An 18,584-nucleotide genomic window follows, 5' to 3' on the forward strand; every position below is an offset into this window, starting at 1 on the left:
AACTTAATTCCCCTGTTTACGGTTTGAAGCTGCCTCAACATAGGCAGTCAATACCAGTTCATTACTTACCGTTAATGGTGCTTGAACTGCGGCCGCCATTACGAGTGTATTCATTTCCTTGGCCTGATAAGCTCTTGGTTGAGCGGGGGCATTATCACCTTCAAAAAACACCAGATTGCTCACACTATAACTCTGCATGGGATAGGCCTTATTCATGCGAGCAATTTCTTCATTAACTTGCTGATATAATTTTTCGCGAACCTTGGCACGAATCGCCTGGGTTTCCTCAAGGCTGGGTTTAAACTCCACACCGATGATTTCATATTTGGCACCAGGTATACTGACGGACTTGGCGTTTTGATAAATATTGGTTAACACCGATTGATCTACCCGAGCCTGAGCCTGTACATACAGTTTTTCCAAACCGGAACTGTCCTGGGAGCGATCAAACTCCACCAAATGCCAATCGCCTTTCGCAATCTTTCCCAGGCTGTCCATAATATCTGCACGCGCTTTGACTAGATCGGCACTAGTCAATGTGACGTTAATTGAGACATTTAACAAGGCGGTTTGCGTCGTTACCCATTGTTTGGCCGAGATTTGAAACAGGACCTTATCCAGAACTAATGGAGGTACGTCATCAGCTGATGCGATTGGATTAAATGCGATTAATGCAAGAATACCGACAACCTGTTTCATGATTAGCTCCATTCTCGATAGATGTTTAAAATAGTGTATACCACCAACCCCCAGGATAACAAATCATTACCCCGGATAAAAATGAGGACCACTCCCACAATCTCTCATTAAATTATTAGAACAATTTTTTTCAAGGTGCGCCAAATACAGACGTTTACCCCACTTGTTGAGGCTTTACCATTGATTTAATTATGGAATCGTTCTATAACTTGACGCTAATTATTGCAAGAGGAGCTGAATAAATGATGTCTGTTGATACTATAGCAAATAACAACCAAACAATGGCAGAAGATGATTTCCTCGAATATGCATTGGCTCATGGTTTTGGTGATCTGCACTTTAAAGTAGATCCTGAAACCGGAATGAAAGCCATGATAGCCATTCACAGTACCAAACTTGGCCCAGCTCTTGGTGGCTGTCGGTTTATAGAATATCCCAACACCGCTGCAGCATTAAACGACGCCATGCGATTGGCGCGCGGCATGAGTTTCAAAGCAGCTTCGGTAAATCTGCCCCTGGGCGGTGGAAAATCAGTCATCATAAAACCCAAAGGTTCTTTTGACCGTAATGCCTACATGCACCAGTTTGGTAAATTTGTTAACGAACTAAACGGTCGATACATCACCGCATTAGACAGTGGGACCGTCTTGAACGATATGGACATCATCGCTGAACACACCGATTATGTTGCCAGTCTGTCCAAACACAACGGAGATCCCTCTCCATCCACGGCAAAAGGCGTACTGCGCGGCATACAAGCGGCTGTTGCGTTTAAATTGGGCAAAGACAGCCTGCAAGGACTGCACATAGCGATACAGGGACTTGGTCATGTCGGTTATTTACTCGCCAGACATTTGCATAAGCTGGGCGCAAAACTTACCGTTGCCGATATTTCAGCGACCGCTGTAGAGCAAGCCGTTAATGAATTTGGCGCAAAAGCCGTTGGTACAGACATGATCCATAAAGTACCTTGCGATGTATTCGCTCCATGTGCGCTGGGGGCAATTATTAATGACATCACTATTCCTCAACTTCAAACCACAATTATTGCTGGCGCAGCCAATAATCAACTGGCTCATACTTTTCATGGAAAAAAACTGCATGAAAAAGGCATTCTATTTGCGGCGGATTATGTGATTAATGCAGGTGGTTTGATTTTTGCTGCATCCAAGTATCTACATACCCCGGAAGATAAAGTAAATGATCAAATCGATGGTATCTACACGTCCTTAACTGAAATATTCACCCGATCAGCCAAGGACAACTTACCTGCCAGCGAAATCGCAGATACTTTAGCAAAAGAAAAATTGGCGTAATTGGATGGTTGTATGAAACATTTACCTCTAAATGACGAATTGTATGAATACATGCTGGATAAATCCTTGCGTGAACATCCTGTGTTACAGGAATTACGCAATGAAACATCAAAAATGAAACTTGCCAATATGCAGGTTGCTCCTGAACAAGCACAATTCATGCAATTTCTGTTAAGGCTGACAAACGCCAAAAAAGTACTCGAACTGGGTACTTTTACCGGCTATAGCGCTCTGGCTATGGCTCTTGCCTTACCCGATGACGGTCAGCTGATTACCTGCGACATCAACGCAGAATGGACCAGGAATGCGCCGTTGTTTTGGCAAGCAGCCCAGCAGGATGAAAAAATCAAGTTACGTCTTGGTCCGGCTTTGGAAACCTTATATTCCTTACTGAATGAAGGTTGGGAACATCAATTTGACTTTATATTCATCGATGCAGACAAAACTAATTATCTAAATTACTACGAGCTGGCCTTAAAATTGATTCGACCTAAAGGATTAATCGCCATAGATAATATTTTCTGGGATGGGCATGTAATCGATCCCCATGATGATAGTGGACAAACCAGAGAAATAAAAAAACTAAACGAGTTAATTAAAAACGATCAACGGGTTCATATCAGTTTATTGCCCATTGCAGATGGATTATTTTTGATACAACCCAAAAAGTAGCGTCATGGACTATTCAGACAAGGAGAACCTGATAATGCACCAACAAAACAACCCCTGCGGATTAGATGGCTTTGCCTTTTTGGAATTTTCAGGACCGGATAAAAATAAATTACATCAACAATTCCTTGATATGGGATTTCAGCCCACTGCAACGCATCAGGAACAAGACATTACTCTGTTTAGACAAGGAGACATACAGTTTATTGTCAATGCAGCCCCACATTGCCAGGCTGCAGCTCATGCTCAAACGCATGGTGCTGGTGCCTGTGCCATGGGGTTCAAGGTAAAAGATGCCAAAGCTGCATTTCAATACGCTATTACCCATGGAGCTACTGCATTTGCAGATTCAGCACATACGCATCATGGTTTACCCGCAATAGAGGCTATAGGCGGCAGTGTCATTTATTTTGTTGATGACGCCCACCAGCCCTTTGCGCAACAATGGAACATAAAAAATTCAGCGCCCCCAATTGGTAATGGCCTGGTTCACATCGATCACCTGACTCACAACGTGTATCGGGGAAACATGGATAAATGGGCTGCATTTTACGAATCACTCTTTAATTTCAAAGAAATTCGCTTTTTTAATATTAAAGGGAAAATGACCGGTCTGGTCAGTAGAGCCTTGGGTAGTCCTTGTGGCAAAATCAAAATCCCCTTAAACGAATCCAAGGATGACCGCTCGCAAATAGAAGAATTTTTGCATGAGTACAAAGGCGAAGGAATTCAGCATATTGCTTTGTCAACGCATGATATTTATAAAACCGTACATAATTTAAGAGAGCAAGGCGTTAAATTTCTTGATGTGCCCGATACGTACTATGAAATGATCACGACAAGACTGCCCTGGCATCAAGAACCATTAAACCAGCTAAACGCAGAAAAAATTCTTATAGATGGAGAGACGGATCCAAAACAGGGACTATTGCTGCAAATCTTTACAGAAAATATTTTTGGACCTGTATTTTTTGAAATTATCCAGCGTAAAGGCAACCAGGGATTTGGAGAAGGTAATTTTCAGGCCTTATTTGAGGCCATAGAACGAGATCAAGTCCGACGCGGTACTCTGCAAGAACACTCCCAGGAGAATTAAGTGAAACTCGCCAGTTTAAAATCACCATCTCGTGATGGGGCATTGTGTGTGGTTAACAGATCCTTGACTACCGCAATTCAAGTGCCGGATATTGCACCAAATTTGCAATATGCCCTTGATCATTGGGCGCAATTAGAAGCGGAGCTCAGAGTCGTCTATCAGCAATTGAATGAGTGCTCTTTAGAAGGCTCTTTTGCTTTCTCTCCCCAAAATTGTACCTCTCCGCTCCCCAGAGCCTATCAGTGGGCTGACGGCAGCGCCTATGTGAATCATGTCGAATTGGTTCGCAAAGCACGAGGGGCAGAAATGCCTGCTGATTTTTGGACTAATCCTTTGATGTATCAGGGCGGTTCTGATGCCTTTATCGGCCCCAGAGATCCTATTCTTGTAGCGAGCGAGTCCTATGGGATAGATTTTGAATCCGAGATTGCCATCATCACCGATGATGTCCCAATGGGTATAAACAACACCACAGCACAGCACCACATTAAACTTTTGATGTTGGTTAATGACGTGTCGCTTCGCAATCTGATTCCCGGTGAGCTGGCAAAAGGATTTGGTTTTTTTCAATCAAAACCTGCCAGCAGTTTTTCTCCAGTAGCCATTACGCCCGATGAATTAGGCTCCAGTTGGGATGGTCAACGGGTACATTTACCGCTACTAAGTCATCTGAATGGAACATTATTCGGTCAACCCAATGCGGGAGTGGACATGACCTTCTCTTTTCCTGAATTAATTGAACACGCTGCTAAAACCAGATCCTTATCAGCAGGTACGATTATAGGTTCTGGAACAGTATCCAATCTCGATCGCACTAAGGGATCTTCGTGTATCGCTGAAAAAAGAATGTTGGAAATTATTGAGTCTGGCCAGCCTCAAACTCCCTTCATGCATTTTGGCGACTCCATTCGCATAGAAATGCTGGATTCTCAAGGCAACAGTATTTTTGGGGCTATAGATCAACACGTTAAACGCTATGAATGGATTTGCCCATGATTTTATACGACTATTTCCGTTCTACAGCATGTTACAGGGTACGCATTGCCCTAAATCTTAAAAATATTGCTTATGAAAAAAAGGAAATTCATTTAATTCATCATGGCGGTGCACAAAATACTTCGGAGTATAAAAGCATCAACCCGCAAGGATTAGTACCTAGTCTGGAGGTGAATGGACACCTCATTCACCAATCTCTGGCCATCATAGAGTATCTGGATGAAATTCACCCGAATACTCCATTACTTCCCAAAGACCCACTTCTGAAAGCAACTCTTAAATCTCTGGCTTTAATCATCGCATGTGACATGCACCCGCTGAATAACCTGAGAGTGCTCAATCGGTTGAGAGATCAATTTAACGCTCAGGAAGAAGACGTAATGGCTTGGTACCATCACTGGTTAAAAACCGGATTTGATGCTTTTGAAGCAGGCCTGAATCGCCTTGAACGAACTAAGCCGCTTTGCTCAGGAAATGAAGTATCGCTTGCCGATCTGTGCTTGATACCTCAGGTTTATAATGCGCATCGGTTTAATTTCTCTATGATGGATTATCCTTTAATCATGGCAATTAATGACTATTGCATGACCCTACCCGCATTTCAGGAAGCGTCACCCAAAGAAACACCGTTAACTTAAAAAAAAACCATTCAGACAAGCGTAGTACCTGATAAACCGACATGAATTGCCTCCTCACTCCTGTCTCTTATCATGGCTCCAGCAAAACGCATTCAGTCTTTAGAACCAGGCTTTAGATAATTCGACCGTCACGACTCCTTGTGGTGTTTTCTCTAACATGCTCCATGCAGTCTTACATCGTTGCAAATAACCAACCAAAGCATGTTCATTGTCGCATAAATAACGTATAGGCATGGAATCGAACACTTCAGGTGTATCAATGGCCTGACAATGTTCACCATTAGTGAGTTCTATAGCCCAGGGCAGTGTGCGTGACATATCCAAAGGGGTATGATACTGATTATTTAAAGGGGCGCTTACCTCAATTAAAACGCTGTCACTTTGCCAGGGAGACTGTGGGCATAGAGCCTCCATTTTTTTACTGCCTGCCTTTACAAAACAGGGATCATAAATCACACCATGAGCCTGACAACGCCAAGCATCTTCCCTTACTATCAATTTGGACTGAGTAAAACATGCGCCAGATAATTTTTTAGTAATGACTGGTGCAATTTGCTCAACTACATCGCCAAATGGCCTATACAGTTTTAATACAGTATCCTCAGCTGAAACTAAAAAAGAGCAAAAAAACAACGATACCATTAAAACTCTTTGCAACATAATGTTCCCCCACTGATTTTATTTAGTGTATCATCGCATATTAAATCAGGAGCTTTTTACCTTTTACTTGCGTGAATCAAGACAGTAAAAATGCCCTCGTTCCCTAATAGGCCTTTATCGATTTTGGAGTACATAATGACAGAAGTCTTTACCATAAAACAATGCCTGGATGGTGAAATCAGTGTTGATGAAACCGTAACGGTGAGAGGCTGGGTGAAAACTCGCCGAGATTCAAAAGCAGGATTATCCTTTATCAATGTTCACGACGGCTCCTGTTTTGCTCCAATACAAATTGTAGCTACAGACGATTTGACCAATTACCACGATGAAGTAACCAAATTAAACGCAGGTTGCTCTGTTATTGTAACAGGTAAACTTGTTGCCTCTCAGGGTAAAGGCCAAAATTTTGAAATTCAAGCCGAACAAATAGAGGTGGTAGGCTGGGTAGAAAACCCCGACAGCTACCCCATCCAGGCCAAAAGACATACTCTTGAATTCTTAAGAGATGTAGCTCATTTACGTCCTCGTACTAATACCATAAGTGCAGTAACCCGAATTCGCCATTGTCTGGCGCAGGCCATTCATCGATTTTATGATCAACAAGGATTTTTCTGGATCCATACCCCTATCATTACCGCCAGTGATTGCGAAGGTGCCGGTGAGATGTTTCGGGTTTCAACCCTGGATTTACTAAATATTCCGAAAACGGAGCAAGGACAAATTGATTTTTCCAAAGATTTTTTTGGGAAAGAAACCTTTCTGACTGTTTCTGGGCAATTAAACGTCGAAGCGTACTGCATGGCCATGTCTAAAGTGTATACTTTCGGCCCTACATTTCGTGCTGAAAATTCCAATACCAGCCGTCATTTGGCTGAGTTTTGGATGGTAGAACCAGAAATCGCCTTTGCTACCCTGGACGATATCTGTGCGTTAAGCCAAAAGATGCTACGTTATCTTTGCAAAACAGTTCTTGATGAACGTGCCGATGATATGGACTTTTTTAACCAGTTTGTCGCCCCGGGCTGTATAGAGCGCTTAGAACTGATAGCCGAATCAGATTTTGCAGTAATGACTTACACTGATGCGATTAAAATTCTTGAAAGCACAAATCATCCATTTGAGTTTCCAGTGAGTTGGGGTCTGGATTTGCAATCAGAGCATGAACGCTATCTGGCTGAAGTATACTGTAAAAAACCGGTGATACTGACCAATTACCCACAAGAAATCAAAGGCTTCTACATGAGGCTCAATGATGATGAAAAAACAGTTGCAGCCATGGACGTTTTAGCTCCCGGAATAGGTGAGATTATCGGTGGCAGTCAAAGAGAGGAAAGACTGGCTGTTTTAGATAAACGTATGGATGAATGCAACCTGAACAAAGAGCATTATCAATGGTATAGAGATCTGCGCCGCTACGGTACTGTGCCTCATTCCGGCTTTGGTTTGGGCTTTGAGCGCTTAATAAGCTATGTCACAGGGGTTGCAAATGTTCGAGATGTTATCCCCTTCCCTCGTACACCAGGACACGCTAATTACTAGGCCAGCATCGCAAAAAGATGCATGGAGTAATTTCTCATAAAGAAACAACAGCTAAAATCATCTGAGTCACCCTCGGCAAATGCAGAGGATGGCTCAGAGGCGACAAATCATGTAATTTATCAATCGTTTTATTCTAAAATGTATGGCTTTATTTTAAGGTTTGGGGGCATGACATTCAGTCAGAGCCAAATCATCTTCACTCTGAGAGGGTGTCTCTGCTTGCAAATGTTCCAGAGACTTGGACACCTTGGCTTTCGGTAGAGCGGAGGAACTCCGAACACTCGTACCAAAATCAATGATATCCAGGGAACTGGCATGATGCTGATGCAAAAAAGCTAATAATTGGCTTTCTTTGGATTTTACTTTGAAACTGTCACCCAGTGCGCCTTCCTCATTTTTTATTATAAATGGGAAAGAAAGAGAACGGTCTCTTCTGTGCGCAAAAAATCTGGTTCTGGCGCTCGGTAATTCGGCTTGAGCGTCGTCATGCGGCTCCACAGGCTTATGATCATCGGCTTGAACTAAAGTTCCATCAACTCGTTTAAACATCCTTATTACTCCTTGTTATCAAATTTAGTATTTCTTCAACATTAAATTTACAGGGTAATTTTTATAGTGCGTACGCATTTGTGCTCAAAAATCTCACAAACAAGAAGACAAAACGAACCAATATCCCTGGAAATTCAATGTTGATGAAGCACTAGTCCTGTACTGCTAAAGTCCCTTCATGCAATACCAATATTTTGTCCATACGTTTAGCAATGGCCTGATCATGCGTCACGATGATCAAAGCGGTGTTCATCTGTTTGTTTAAATCAAGCATTAAATCAAAAACTTTAGTCGCTGTTGCCTGATCCAGATTTCCGGTAGGCTCATCAGCAAGCACACAATCAGGCTGATGCACCAAAGCTCTGGCAATTGCAACTCTCTGCCGCTCTCCACCGGAAAGTTGCGCCGGTTTGTGTTCTTTTCGTGGCAGCAAACCAACATGATCTAACATCTCGCTGGCTTTTTGTTCCGCTTGATCAACAGGCATTCCTGCAATTAACAAAGGCATGGCTGCATTTTCAAGTGCTGTAAATTCAGGTAACAGATGATGAAATTGATAAACAAATCCCAAGTGCTGATTACGCAATTGACATCGTTGCTTTTCACCAATTTTTTGCCAGCTTACACCATTTATAGAAACCGAACCGCTTGTTGGTCTATCCAGTCCGCCAAGTAAATGCAATAAAGTGCTTTTACCTGAACCGGAAGGACCAATAATCGCCACACTATCACCTTGTGCTACTGTCAAATCAATTCCTTTTAATACATTCACTAGCGCCGTGCCGTCATTATAAGATTTGACTAAATTTTGACTTTTTAAAATACAATCACTCATAATGTAAAGCCTCCGCAATCACGGTTTTTGAAGCACGCCAGGCAGGATAAATAGTGGCAGCAAAACTCATCAATAGAGCAACCAGACACACATGCCATAAGTCGCTGAGTAAAATTTCCGAGGGTAAGTAATCAACAAAATAAATACTGGAGGACAATACCTTAACTTGAAACAGATTTTGTAAGTAATTAACTATAGCCGTAGCGTTTTTAGCCAAAACAATTCCTAAAGCCAAGCCAATTCCAGTACCCACTATTCCCACCATCATCCCCTGGACGATAAAGACCCAGAGTATAGTAGAAGGCTTTGCACCTATAGTTCTTAAAATAGCAATTTCAGCCTGTTTGTCATTAACGACCATCACCAGGGAGGAAACCAGATTAAATGCAGCAACCGCAATGATTAACATCAAGATAAGAAACATCATGGTTTTTTCCATTTTTACTGCTTCAAAAAATGGGCCAAATTGCTGGGTCCAATTTCCTACCTGGTATTCATCACCCAATAAACCGGATAACTGATAAGAAAGTTCGGGAGCTTGATAAACATCATCAATTTTCATTTTCAGACCCGTTACATCCTCTCCCAGCTGCAACAATTTTTGCGCATCAGACAGATGAATAAACGCCAGTTTGGTATCAAAATTAAATCCGGTTCCCGCCGAAAAAACACCAGCCACTGTAAATCGTTTAAACCGAGGAATCATACCGGCCGGAGTGACCGTTGCCTGAGGGATCATGATGGTCACTTTATCCCCCAACATCACGCCCAATGAATCAGCAAGACCTTTACCCAGAATAATACCGAAATGCTGTAAATTGTTCATATCTCCAGCAAGTAACTTATCATTGAGATGAGTTACCGCAATCTCTTTTTCGGGCAAAATCCCCGTGAGGACTATAGGCAAAACCTGCCCATCGTGAGTAAGCAAACCTTGTCCACCTACATAGGGAGCGATTGCTTTAATCTGCGGAACACCCCTGATTTTTTTTTCCAGGCTTGGCCAATCGGTTAATCGTTCATCAGGGCCAGTTACAGTAATTTCTGGAGCCATCCCAAAAAACCGATTATGAATTTCATGATCAAATCCATTCATCACCGATAAAACAGTCACTAATACCATAACGCCCATGCCAATACCCAACATAGAGCTTAATGAAATAAAAGAGACAAAATGATTTTTTTTTCGTGATCTGGTGTAGCGTAACCCTATAAAGAGAGCCAATGGTTTATACATAATTAATTTAATTTGATTTAAAGCTCTATTGTAGAGAAAAACTTTATCAGGAGATATACCCACAGGAGAAGATCCTTGAGGATTATCTGTTAACTAAGTATTTTAGGTCATGAATTATTCCAACCTATTGCCTTTATGCCCTTTTTTAATGCATTCTTAATAGTTCCTTAACTTAGATCCCTTATACTTGCCCGAAATAAAAAGTGGAGTACACTTCATGTCTTTTCCCAAAATCTCAGCTGTTTTAAACAATTGTCCATTGCATGCTCTTACACCCGAAATAAAAGATGAAATTCTGAAATTTGGCGAAAACGAGCTTTATGAAAATGCGTACCTGCAGGCCTATTCTGATTTAAAAAATAAATTTGCTGTTTTTTATGGATTTGCCCCCGAAGAATTCACCTGGAAGTCATTTGCTGAAATTTTGCTTTCTTATAATGCCTTTGACACGCAAATCATACTTGGCCCAGTATTACGTTCATTCATGAAAGACCACATGACGCATGATGACTTTGTTTCTGTCCTGGCTCAGGCGAATAACACCACGCCAGAGCAGTACATAAACCGTATGGCCGAATTGCAAGACGATACAGGCCGTTATGCCAGTCTGGCACCTGATGAAGTGTTTAAGTACGTTTGCAAAAATCTGGGATTAAGCCTGACCTACCATTCACAAGAAGGACAAAGCATCAATTTTGCAGCTCCAGAACCTCTGGCCACGATACATCTTTATCACCAAGGAGGACTAGATGGCGCTCAAGTTGGCGGTCATTGGGAAAGAACAGAACAAGGTATGCAAAGTATTAACACTCAAAACCAGGACGATACTCAACTCAATGGCATCATTCAACTTCTGGGCGAAAGTTCGCAAGTCAACTCCTTTGGCTTCGAGTTGTTGATAAAACATGTGCAAACCAATGCAAAAGATCTGGAAAAATTGCACGATCCGGCACAAATCACTATTGAACTCGCTGAGATTCAAATTGCCTTGGCACAAATCCTCAAATACATCAGCTCTGTTAACTCAATTCCCAAAGCCCTGGCAATACGACTTTTAGGAAACGAATTATGTGACATTACGTGTCGATTTATAAAACACTATCAATTTACAGAGGTAGAACCCAATCTCATTTTTGAACAATGGATAATCGCAAGTCCCGACTCGAAACCCTCACTTAATGCTGATGAGCAAAGGCTAATCAATCACCTCATTACTCCTGTACCGCAAAGCTTATTTCCAGTGCTCATCGAACTACCCAGTCCAAAGATTGACCAAGCAGTCCTTAAACCTCAAGAGCCAGACAGCACGTTATGCGACAGCAACCCACCACAACCAATGCAACCAATCCAACACTCTGATATTTTAGAGCCTAATGTTACATGGCAGAGACAGAACAGTAAGCCCCGGCCTTTGAACATAGTGCAAGCAAAGTGCGATTTGGAGGGGCATCTGGATTTACTTCAGAAGAAAATAACTCAACTTGAAGAACGAAGTAACAACGCTATATTGGATCCAGAACAATTTAAAGCATTGGATAATGCTCGAAAGGCGGCCAAAACCTTGCACCTTGAAATAACAAAAGCAGGTAATTTGTATTTTAGTAATCCTCAGCCACTATCCTATTCAGTATTTGAACAAACATGCAAAAAACTGATAAAAGATGCGCATAAAGAGCTGGATCAGCATAGGGGATGGTCTGAGTTTCTTCTTAATTTTACATTGGGAATTTTAACCTTAGGTTTGGGGCTTTTAGCCAAAGGAGTCTTCAATTGGGCAATGGACAGATCTTTCTTTTTCGTTCGTCACACAGAATCAGCTCGATTGCTGAATAATATTGAACTTGATGTTTCCAATGCGGCACCAAGTGCTTAAATCACAACCCAGCCTTGTGGTATTCAGATATTTGAGTTTATTGAAATTTAAATGACGACCAATCCCGAACGAAAAGATAGTTTATTTAAGTTTCAATAAGCCCTAAATGGACAGGAGAAACTATAGAGTAACATGCCCAGTTCTCCTGCATGTAAAGTCACTTTGTTTCTTTTGCAGAAACAAAGTGACTAAAAACAAAACATATAAGTGTTTATTGTATTATAATTAAACTGTTCCAGTTCCAAATAAAATTATCTTGATTTAGAGGTATTACTCATGCACCTCTCATTAAAAACTTTATTAGGTCAGACCATTAGTGTTACCGTTGAAAACAGCGATGCGTTAACCAGTCTGGATATAAAAAAGTTAATCCAAAAGAAAAAGTGCGTTGATATTGCAGAGCAAACCATATTAATTGCTGGAAGAGCCTGGGCGGATAACCAATCCTATGCAGAATTCAAAGAACAAAACCCTCATTTACCTGATGAACTTCAGAAAAATCGCTTGAGGCTCGTCATTACGCCAATACCAGAAGCATTAAGGGCGCTGGTTAAAACAGACTACCTGACTCTTAAAAAAAACCATCCCAAACTGGCAGCACAACTGTCCAAAGACTCCAGGACACTTCGATTCAAAGAAGAAATTCATATCAGCACTAAAACTTACTGGGATGATTTAAGTGTGCATGAACGAGTAAAAATTCTTGGCACTCCATCCTGTGCGCAGCTGATAGGACTGATTGCCCCCAAAAGCACAGTACCATTCAATAAAACACTTTAAATTTAGATAATTTACAAGACTGTATTGTTAATGACAGTAAGCTATTTTTTAATATGGCAGCAAATCTATGATTTTTTTAACATTTTCTTCAACGGACAATACCGCAGTATCCAATTGCAAATCCACATTATCCCAAGGCTGGTAGTCTTTATCCATTACCTCTTGCCATGTTGGCAACACATGATGCTCAATATCAGCTGTACGCTCCTCTACTCTTCGACGGTGCTCTGTCTGGTTGGAACAGATCACTTCAATAGCAAGGGATGGAACGCCAACATGTTGTGCCACTGTTAGCCAATCATTTCGAGTGATGTCTATAGGATTAACACTATCAGCCACAACCTTAAGCCCTAACGCCAGATTATCTTTAGCTAATTCGTAAGCAATCAAATATCCTTCAGGCCCAAGACAATCTGCAGATATTAGCTTAGAGTGTTGCAATACCTGCTCAATGGTATCAATTCTTAAGTATACCGCCTGAATCGTTTGAGCAAGCTGTTTGGCAATAGTTGTTTTGCCAGTTCCTGGAAGTCCTCCAAATATAATTAACATCAGCACCCCCCCAAAAACTGCATTGTTTAACTCTTTGTACTGCCAAATTCAACCCATGTTAACTCAATTTTTTTATAATAAAAAACCGTGCATCAAAGAGGGTTCTGTTTTTGAAATCTGCCGGGATGAATGAAACAATGAAAAATGCCCTGCAGGCTTATACACTGTTCGAGCAAGTGATAGCGGACTCTGTTTCGTTACAGGATCAGATGGTGGTGTTAATTCAGATAACATAGTCTCAAGCAATCCTCTTTCTTTTTGCAGCGCATTATGGCCGTTTACGCCAATAATAGCATCATAAGCTGCTTTAACTGCTGGCCTGCTCATAACACAATCATCAAGCTTGAGCTCGATAAGCGCTTTTCCACGAAATACCTCAATAATCGCAATCAACTCTTCGTCTGTTTTGTTATAAAGGGAGTTATCGCTTAAGTCGAGCCCCTTGAGATTCACAGGCAATGCCTGCAAAATACTCCTAATCTCGTCCACAGTCATGGAGCCTAACTTATTACCACATAAAAAAACTGCTGGGGTGTTAAGATCCAGTCGCATTATTGCGTCCATAAGATCAAGTTCTATTCTAAAGTTTAAATAATAAGGAAGTTTTATATCTGTACGCATAACCAGGTTCCTGTTAATTTTACGGCCGCTCACTCGGGTGAGGAGATTTATAATTTTCTTTACAAGATAATACCACCATGATCACTTTATAGTCAAATAATGGGTCTATTGGAGAAAAATAACGCAACATTTTGCTTCTTTAGCTGCTGTACGGTATTCAACTGCGTGGCGCAACAAACAAACCAGGAACATATGAATTACACTATGGCTTTTCTCATAAAATGAAAATCTTGCCCCTCAATCCATCGAGGTATGGTACCGACACATTCAAATCCTAATTTTTCATAAAAAGGTCGTGCTTGAAAATCAAAAGTATCCAGTTGAATAAAGCGGCATTCTTTTGCTTTACTGAATTCTTCAAGTTTCATCATCAGTTTACTACCTAGGCCTTGATGACGAAAATCTTTATGCACCCAAAAAAAATCCACACGCACGTATTTTCCTCTGTAAGAACCTGTCAAGCCTGCAATAATCTCTGATTGAAGATCCTTCATGTAGATGGTGAAAGGCGTTAAAAAGTTGGAGCCAAAAAATGGGGCGTTATAATCAAGAATCCCTTGCTTTATGATGGCGCTAATTTCTGAATTATCGGTTTCATCAATATAAATATCGTTTATTGTTTTCTTTTCCATGGCTATGCCCCATCAAAATTTGTTTAAATACTATTAATTATTTTTTGCATCCCTCTACCAATAGTAGCATCGCTAAAAATAAACAGATAAAAAGTCTTTGCTTTTACTCATAAAATAAAGATTTTAATGTGCCAGGGTTGTATCATGATCTCTGATTAACATACTCATTTAATGCCTTTTAAAAAGGCTTACAAGCAAATAGCAATACATCAAATAAAAGCCAACAACAAAAAAATATATTCCTAAACCCCATAAACCAATGAGTGGATCGAGTAGTCCTCCTAAGAAAATCAATCCAGCAATACAAATCTGAATAATTAAAGCAAGCAAAAGCGCTTTTATTTTATTTTATTTTATTTTTGACATTTAACATCATTAACTTAAACCTGTATCACAGAAACGATGCGTAGGATAACTAATTTGAATCAAGACGAGTAGTTAAGATTGAATAGAGCAATCGTTGAATTAATTGGTTTTTACCCTGCTTTCAAGAATACTTAAATGAAATCGAATAGTTAAAATTGATATGCCGAAAAAAACAAACAAAGATATGTAATTGGTGCCCAGGGCCGGAATCGAACCGGCACGGGATTTAACTCCCGAGGGATTTTAAGTCCCTTGCGTCTACCTGTTTCGCCACCTGGGCATTTAGCGTGTTTTGGAGGCTGAGGCCGGAATCGAACCGGCGTACACGGCTTTGCAGGCCGCTGCATGACCACTCTGCCACACAGCCCCATATCTATCTATTTTGCTCTAAAAAAAAAGCGACTTTGTCGTCGCTTTAATTTGGAGCGGGAAACGAGACTCGAACTCGCGACCCCAACCTTGGCAAGGTTGTGCTCTACCAACTGAGCTATTCCCGCGTCTCTACGGGATGTGATTTTACCGAAAATTAAAACCCTGTCAACAACTAAATTAATTTTTTTTCATTAAGTCTGGCCATGCAATAGCCAAATAAACAACCATGGACCAAATAGTTAAAATTGCAGACAAATAAAGAAGAATAAAACCAATAATTCCCCACCACGAATTCACTGGATTAAATGCCAGAAGCAAGATCAAAGCGATCATTTGTAAGGTGGTTTTGACTTTACCTATATAACCTACTGTTACGCTCGCACGTCTGCCAATTTCAGCCATCCATTCTCTCAGACCAGAAATAACAATCTCTCGTCCTACGATGATAATCGCAGGTATAGTGATGTAGTCTATATCTTTAGCGCCAACCAAAAGCAGTAAACTGGTTGATACCAATAACTTATCTGCTACCGGATCCAAAAAAGCACCAAAGGGTGAGACCATTTTCAATTTGCGTGCCAGGTAACCATCAAGCCAATCAGTAAACGATGCTGCAGCAAATATTCCCGCAGCAACAGCATTAGCGCATTTAAAAGGCAAATAAAAAATGACGATGAATACTGGAACAAGGATAATACGGAACAAAGTCAATAAATTAGGCACACTGGTTAAAGTACTCATTAGCTACTACTCCCTATTCCATAATTGGCAACTTTAAATAGTCTGCCAAGAGCTTATAATCATCAAACACGGCTAAGGCACCTGCTTTTTTTAGCGCATCTTCCTGCTGATGGTAAAAATCTACCCCTACAGCAGCAACGTTAATGCTTGTAGCCATTTCCATATCCGTAGCGGAATCACCTATCATGAGCGTTACTGACGCATCTACGCCAAACTCGTCCATAATTTCTTTTAGCATCTGTGGACAGGGCTTGGGCGGAGCCTGCCCTGCAGAGCGTGTTACTTTAAAATAATCATCAAGACCGGAGATCTGCAATGCCCTTAACAAAGAATGATGCCCTTTATTTGTTGCTATGGCTACATCAATTTTAGCCTGGATCAATTTTTGTATAAACGCCAAAGCGCCTGGAAATAAACAGACTTCTGTAGGGCGAGCAATCATGGCATGTTGTACCGCCTGTACCAGCTGCTCCTGTTGTTCAACAGACAAATGGGGAAATAATTTTTTCAAGGCATTTAACAAACCCAAATCGACATACTTTCTTGCCTGATAAGGATCTACAGTACCAAATCCGAGTGTTTGCGCTTCATTAGCCACTGTATGTAAAATCAATCCCAAGGTATCTGCAATGGTGCCTTCCCAGTCAAAAACGACTAATTGATATAAGTTACTCATTGCTCACTAAGCTCCTTGCACGCAAATTTTTTAGTGTATTAGCAAATCGATCATCTACATTAGCCTGAAAAAGCTGCTTGGTACCGTTCAGTTCGAACTGAATGGAACGTGCATGTAAATAAAGACGATTGTGGTGATTATCTATTCCTTCGACCTCGCCTGCAAGTGATCCGTATTTTTCATCACCGACAATCACATGCCCCAGATAGGCACTATGAACTCGGATCTGATGTGTACGGCCTGTTTTAGGGCTGGCTTCAACCCAGCAAGCCTGTTTATAATTTTCCAATAATTTAAAATTCGTTTCTGATGCTTTGCCGTCTTCGGTAACTAAAACCATTCGTTCACCCGACTTTAAGGTATTTTTTTCCAGAGCAGCTTTAACGGTAACTTTCTTATTGCCTTCCCAGGGATGAGTTAACAATGCCCAATAAGTTTTTTGAACCTGACGTGCTTCCATTTGCGCCTGAATAACCCTTAAGGTACTCCTTTTTTTGGCCAATACAAGACAGCCTGAAGTCTCTTTATCCAAACGATGAGCTAATTCAAGATAGGGTAAATCGGGTCTGGTTTTTCGTAATGCCTCGATTACTCCCAGGCTTAATCCGCTTCCACCATGCACCGCAATTCCTGCGGGCTTATTAATTACCAAAAGACAGGAATCTTCGAAAATGATGCATTCATCAAGTCGTTTGGCTAAGGCATCACCAACGAACACTTCTTTGGAGTCCGATGTTCGTATAGGCGGAATTCGAACCACATCTCCCGCATGTAATCGAGAGCTGGCTTGAGATCTTTTTTTATTGATTCGGACTTCACCACCTCGAATAATACGGTAAATATGACTTTTAGGAACACCCTTTAAAATGCGAATTAAATAGTTATCTAAACGCTGCCCCTCTTCTTCGTTGCTTATTTCTTTATAGCTCACTTCACTCATTGTCAATAAACCTGTTTGCCGGGCGTGAATTTTTTGATATGATAATATATCGCATGGGAACAATCCCTAGCGACCGAATTATAACGCATAAACAGAAAAAAAGTTTAATAGTCGATTAATAATCGACAAAGATTTGTGATTAATCACACTAAAATACGTGTAATCACATGGATTTTTTATCTTAAGAGTTTAAAAAGTCAACTGATTATTATTATTTTAGTTAATTTGATAACAAATCCAACACAAGAAGTATCAATCCAGACGAATAAAAAGGCTTGATTTTTTTTAAGATTGCAACCAAAAATCTTACAATCAAGTTCTTTGACTCGCTGAAAATGAGAAGATTGATGCTTAAGGAAAAACAAGATGCGCTTCCATTTAAGACGAAGATATAAGGAAGCGACCCAATACCAGAGCTAAATTGATTAATATATCGACAGATACCTGCGCATGCCAGACATGCTTTATACCCAATACAAATTATTTGCGGGATTTCGCACGCCTCATAAAAAGGCTTCTTCTTTCAACCCACTTAATAAGTAAACGGTATATTTCAGAGTGTGCACCTTTGATTATCCAGGTACCATGCGTACGGTCTGTCCACAAGGTCATGGGTCAGCTTAAAGATCATGCCATTTATAGTTCAATGAGCCGTGTATACAAACGCTCGATTGGGCTATTTGGTTAGGAACTGTTATCTATTCACTGGAATGAGGGCCAGGATATTGATGTTCAGACACCATGATGCAGCACGTACAAGAACGTGAGTTTGCATCACTCTGAACATCAGCACCCTG

At 40.9% G+C, this 18,584-nt stretch carries 19 protein-coding genes and 3 tRNA genes; 8 read left to right on the top strand and 14 right to left on the bottom strand.

Annotation, left to right across the window (positions count from 1 at the left end):
* Positions 1-3: 3 nt before the first annotated feature.
* Positions 4-699 (bottom strand): hypothetical protein, encoded by a 696-nt coding sequence (locus tag Lwor_RS04730; protein WP_058492759.1) that lies wholly within the window; start codon positions 697-699, stop codon positions 4-6.
* Positions 700-941: 242 nt separating this feature from the next.
* On the opposite strand from Lwor_RS04730, the gene Lwor_RS04735 reads away from it, so the two are divergent.
* From Lwor_RS04735 to maiA, 5 genes are read left to right on the top strand one after another with little or no spacing between them, the layout of a single operon-like run.
* On the top strand, positions 942-2,015 hold the full coding sequence (locus Lwor_RS04735) for a Leu/Phe/Val dehydrogenase (protein ID WP_058492760.1): 1,074 nt from the start codon (positions 942-944) through the stop codon (positions 2,013-2,015).
* Between the two features lie 12 nt (positions 2,016-2,027).
* Positions 2,028-2,687: a class I SAM-dependent methyltransferase gene (locus Lwor_RS04740; protein ID WP_058492761.1), complete on the top strand. Its 660-nt coding sequence runs from the start codon at positions 2,028-2,030 to the stop codon at positions 2,685-2,687.
* A 34-nt stretch (positions 2,688-2,721) separates the two neighbouring features.
* Positions 2,722-3,780 carry a 4-hydroxyphenylpyruvate dioxygenase gene (gene hppD, locus Lwor_RS04745; RefSeq protein ID WP_058492762.1) on the top strand — a complete coding sequence of 353 codons (1,059 nt, stop codon included), beginning with the start codon at positions 2,722-2,724 and terminating at the stop codon, positions 3,778-3,780.
* A complete protein-coding gene (locus tag Lwor_RS04750; RefSeq protein WP_058492763.1) occupies positions 3,781-4,776 on the top strand; it encodes a fumarylacetoacetate hydrolase family protein in 996 nt (331 codons plus the stop codon).
* Positions 4,773-5,414, top strand: coding sequence for a maleylacetoacetate isomerase (gene maiA, locus Lwor_RS04755; protein ID WP_058492764.1), 642 nt, complete (start codon positions 4,773-4,775; stop codon positions 5,412-5,414). Before Lwor_RS04750 ends, maiA begins: the two co-directional genes overlap by 4 nt.
* 99 nt (positions 5,415-5,513) lie before the next feature.
* Here maiA and Lwor_RS04760 read toward each other — a convergent pair whose 3' ends face one another.
* The gene (locus tag Lwor_RS04760; protein WP_058492765.1) at positions 5,514-6,074 is read right to left on the bottom strand and encodes a hypothetical protein; all 561 of its coding nucleotides are present in this window, start codon (positions 6,072-6,074) and stop codon (positions 5,514-5,516) included.
* Between the two features lie 135 nt (positions 6,075-6,209).
* Here Lwor_RS04760 and asnS point away from each other — a divergent pair, with 135 nt between their 5' ends.
* Positions 6,210-7,613 (top strand): asparagine--tRNA ligase, encoded by a 1,404-nt coding sequence (gene asnS, locus Lwor_RS04765; protein ID WP_058492766.1) that lies wholly within the window; start codon positions 6,210-6,212, stop codon positions 7,611-7,613.
* A 153-nt stretch (positions 7,614-7,766) separates the two neighbouring features.
* Here asnS and Lwor_RS04770 read toward each other — a convergent pair whose 3' ends face one another.
* The 3 genes from Lwor_RS04770 to Lwor_RS04780 form a co-directional block, all read right to left on the bottom strand.
* Positions 7,767-8,162: a hypothetical protein gene (locus Lwor_RS04770; protein ID WP_058492767.1), complete on the bottom strand. Its 396-nt coding sequence runs from the start codon at positions 8,160-8,162 to the stop codon at positions 7,767-7,769.
* A 151-nt stretch (positions 8,163-8,313) separates the two neighbouring features.
* Positions 8,314-8,997 (bottom strand): lipoprotein-releasing ABC transporter ATP-binding protein LolD, encoded by a 684-nt coding sequence (gene lolD, locus Lwor_RS04775; protein WP_058492768.1) that lies wholly within the window; start codon positions 8,995-8,997, stop codon positions 8,314-8,316.
* Positions 8,990-10,234 (bottom strand): lipoprotein-releasing ABC transporter permease subunit, encoded by a 1,245-nt coding sequence (locus Lwor_RS04780; protein WP_058492838.1) that lies wholly within the window; start codon positions 10,232-10,234, stop codon positions 8,990-8,992. The genes lolD and Lwor_RS04780 overlap by 8 nt, the downstream gene beginning before the upstream one ends.
* 217 nt (positions 10,235-10,451) lie before the next feature.
* On the opposite strand from Lwor_RS04780, the gene Lwor_RS04785 reads away from it, so the two are divergent.
* Together Lwor_RS04785 and Lwor_RS04790 are read left to right on the top strand one after the other, a co-directional pair.
* Positions 10,452-12,107, top strand: coding sequence for a hypothetical protein (locus tag Lwor_RS04785; protein ID WP_058492769.1), 1,656 nt, complete (start codon positions 10,452-10,454; stop codon positions 12,105-12,107).
* Between the two features lie 276 nt (positions 12,108-12,383).
* Positions 12,384-12,887 (top strand): ubiquitin family protein, encoded by a 504-nt coding sequence (locus tag Lwor_RS04790; RefSeq protein ID WP_058492770.1) that lies wholly within the window; start codon positions 12,384-12,386, stop codon positions 12,885-12,887.
* 48 nt (positions 12,888-12,935) lie between these two features.
* On the opposite strand, the gene Lwor_RS04795 is transcribed toward Lwor_RS04790, so the two are convergent.
* The 9 genes from Lwor_RS04795 to Lwor_RS04835 all read right to left on the bottom strand — a co-directional run bounded on the left by Lwor_RS04795 (position 12,936) and on the right by Lwor_RS04835 (position 17,787).
* The gene (locus Lwor_RS04795) at positions 12,936-13,439 is read right to left on the bottom strand and encodes a P-loop nucleotide/nucleoside kinase family protein (RefSeq protein WP_058492771.1); all 504 of its coding nucleotides are present in this window, start codon (positions 13,437-13,439) and stop codon (positions 12,936-12,938) included.
* A 72-nt stretch (positions 13,440-13,511) separates the two neighbouring features.
* A complete protein-coding gene (locus tag Lwor_RS04800) occupies positions 13,512-14,060 on the bottom strand; it encodes a hypothetical protein (RefSeq protein ID WP_058492772.1) in 549 nt (182 codons plus the stop codon).
* 197 nt (positions 14,061-14,257) lie between these two features.
* Positions 14,258-14,692 carry a GNAT family N-acetyltransferase gene (locus Lwor_RS04805; RefSeq protein ID WP_058492773.1) on the bottom strand — a complete coding sequence of 145 codons (435 nt, stop codon included), beginning with the start codon at positions 14,690-14,692 and terminating at the stop codon, positions 14,258-14,260.
* 557 nt (positions 14,693-15,249) lie between these two features.
* Positions 15,250-15,338 (bottom strand) — tRNA-Leu (locus Lwor_RS04810).
* A 13-nt stretch (positions 15,339-15,351) separates the two neighbouring features.
* Positions 15,352-15,425, bottom strand: a tRNA-Cys gene (locus Lwor_RS04815).
* A gap of 54 nt (positions 15,426-15,479) precedes the next feature.
* Positions 15,480-15,555 (bottom strand) — tRNA-Gly (locus Lwor_RS04820).
* 52 nt (positions 15,556-15,607) lie between these two features.
* The gene (pgsA, locus tag Lwor_RS04825; protein WP_058492774.1) at positions 15,608-16,171 is read right to left on the bottom strand and encodes a CDP-diacylglycerol--glycerol-3-phosphate 3-phosphatidyltransferase; all 564 of its coding nucleotides are present in this window, start codon (positions 16,169-16,171) and stop codon (positions 15,608-15,610) included.
* A gap of 13 nt (positions 16,172-16,184) precedes the next feature.
* A complete protein-coding gene (locus Lwor_RS04830) occupies positions 16,185-16,847 on the bottom strand; it encodes an HAD family hydrolase (RefSeq protein WP_058492775.1) in 663 nt (220 codons plus the stop codon).
* The gene (locus Lwor_RS04835; RefSeq protein WP_058492776.1) at positions 16,840-17,787 is read right to left on the bottom strand and encodes an RluA family pseudouridine synthase; all 948 of its coding nucleotides are present in this window, start codon (positions 17,785-17,787) and stop codon (positions 16,840-16,842) included. The genes Lwor_RS04830 and Lwor_RS04835 overlap by 8 nt, the downstream gene beginning before the upstream one ends.
* Between the last annotated feature and the right edge of the window lie 797 nt (positions 17,788-18,584).

The sequence above is a fragment of the Legionella worsleiensis genome, from assembly GCF_001467535.1.
GTDB classification, from domain to species: Bacteria; Pseudomonadota; Gammaproteobacteria; order Legionellales; family Legionellaceae; genus Legionella; species Legionella worsleiensis.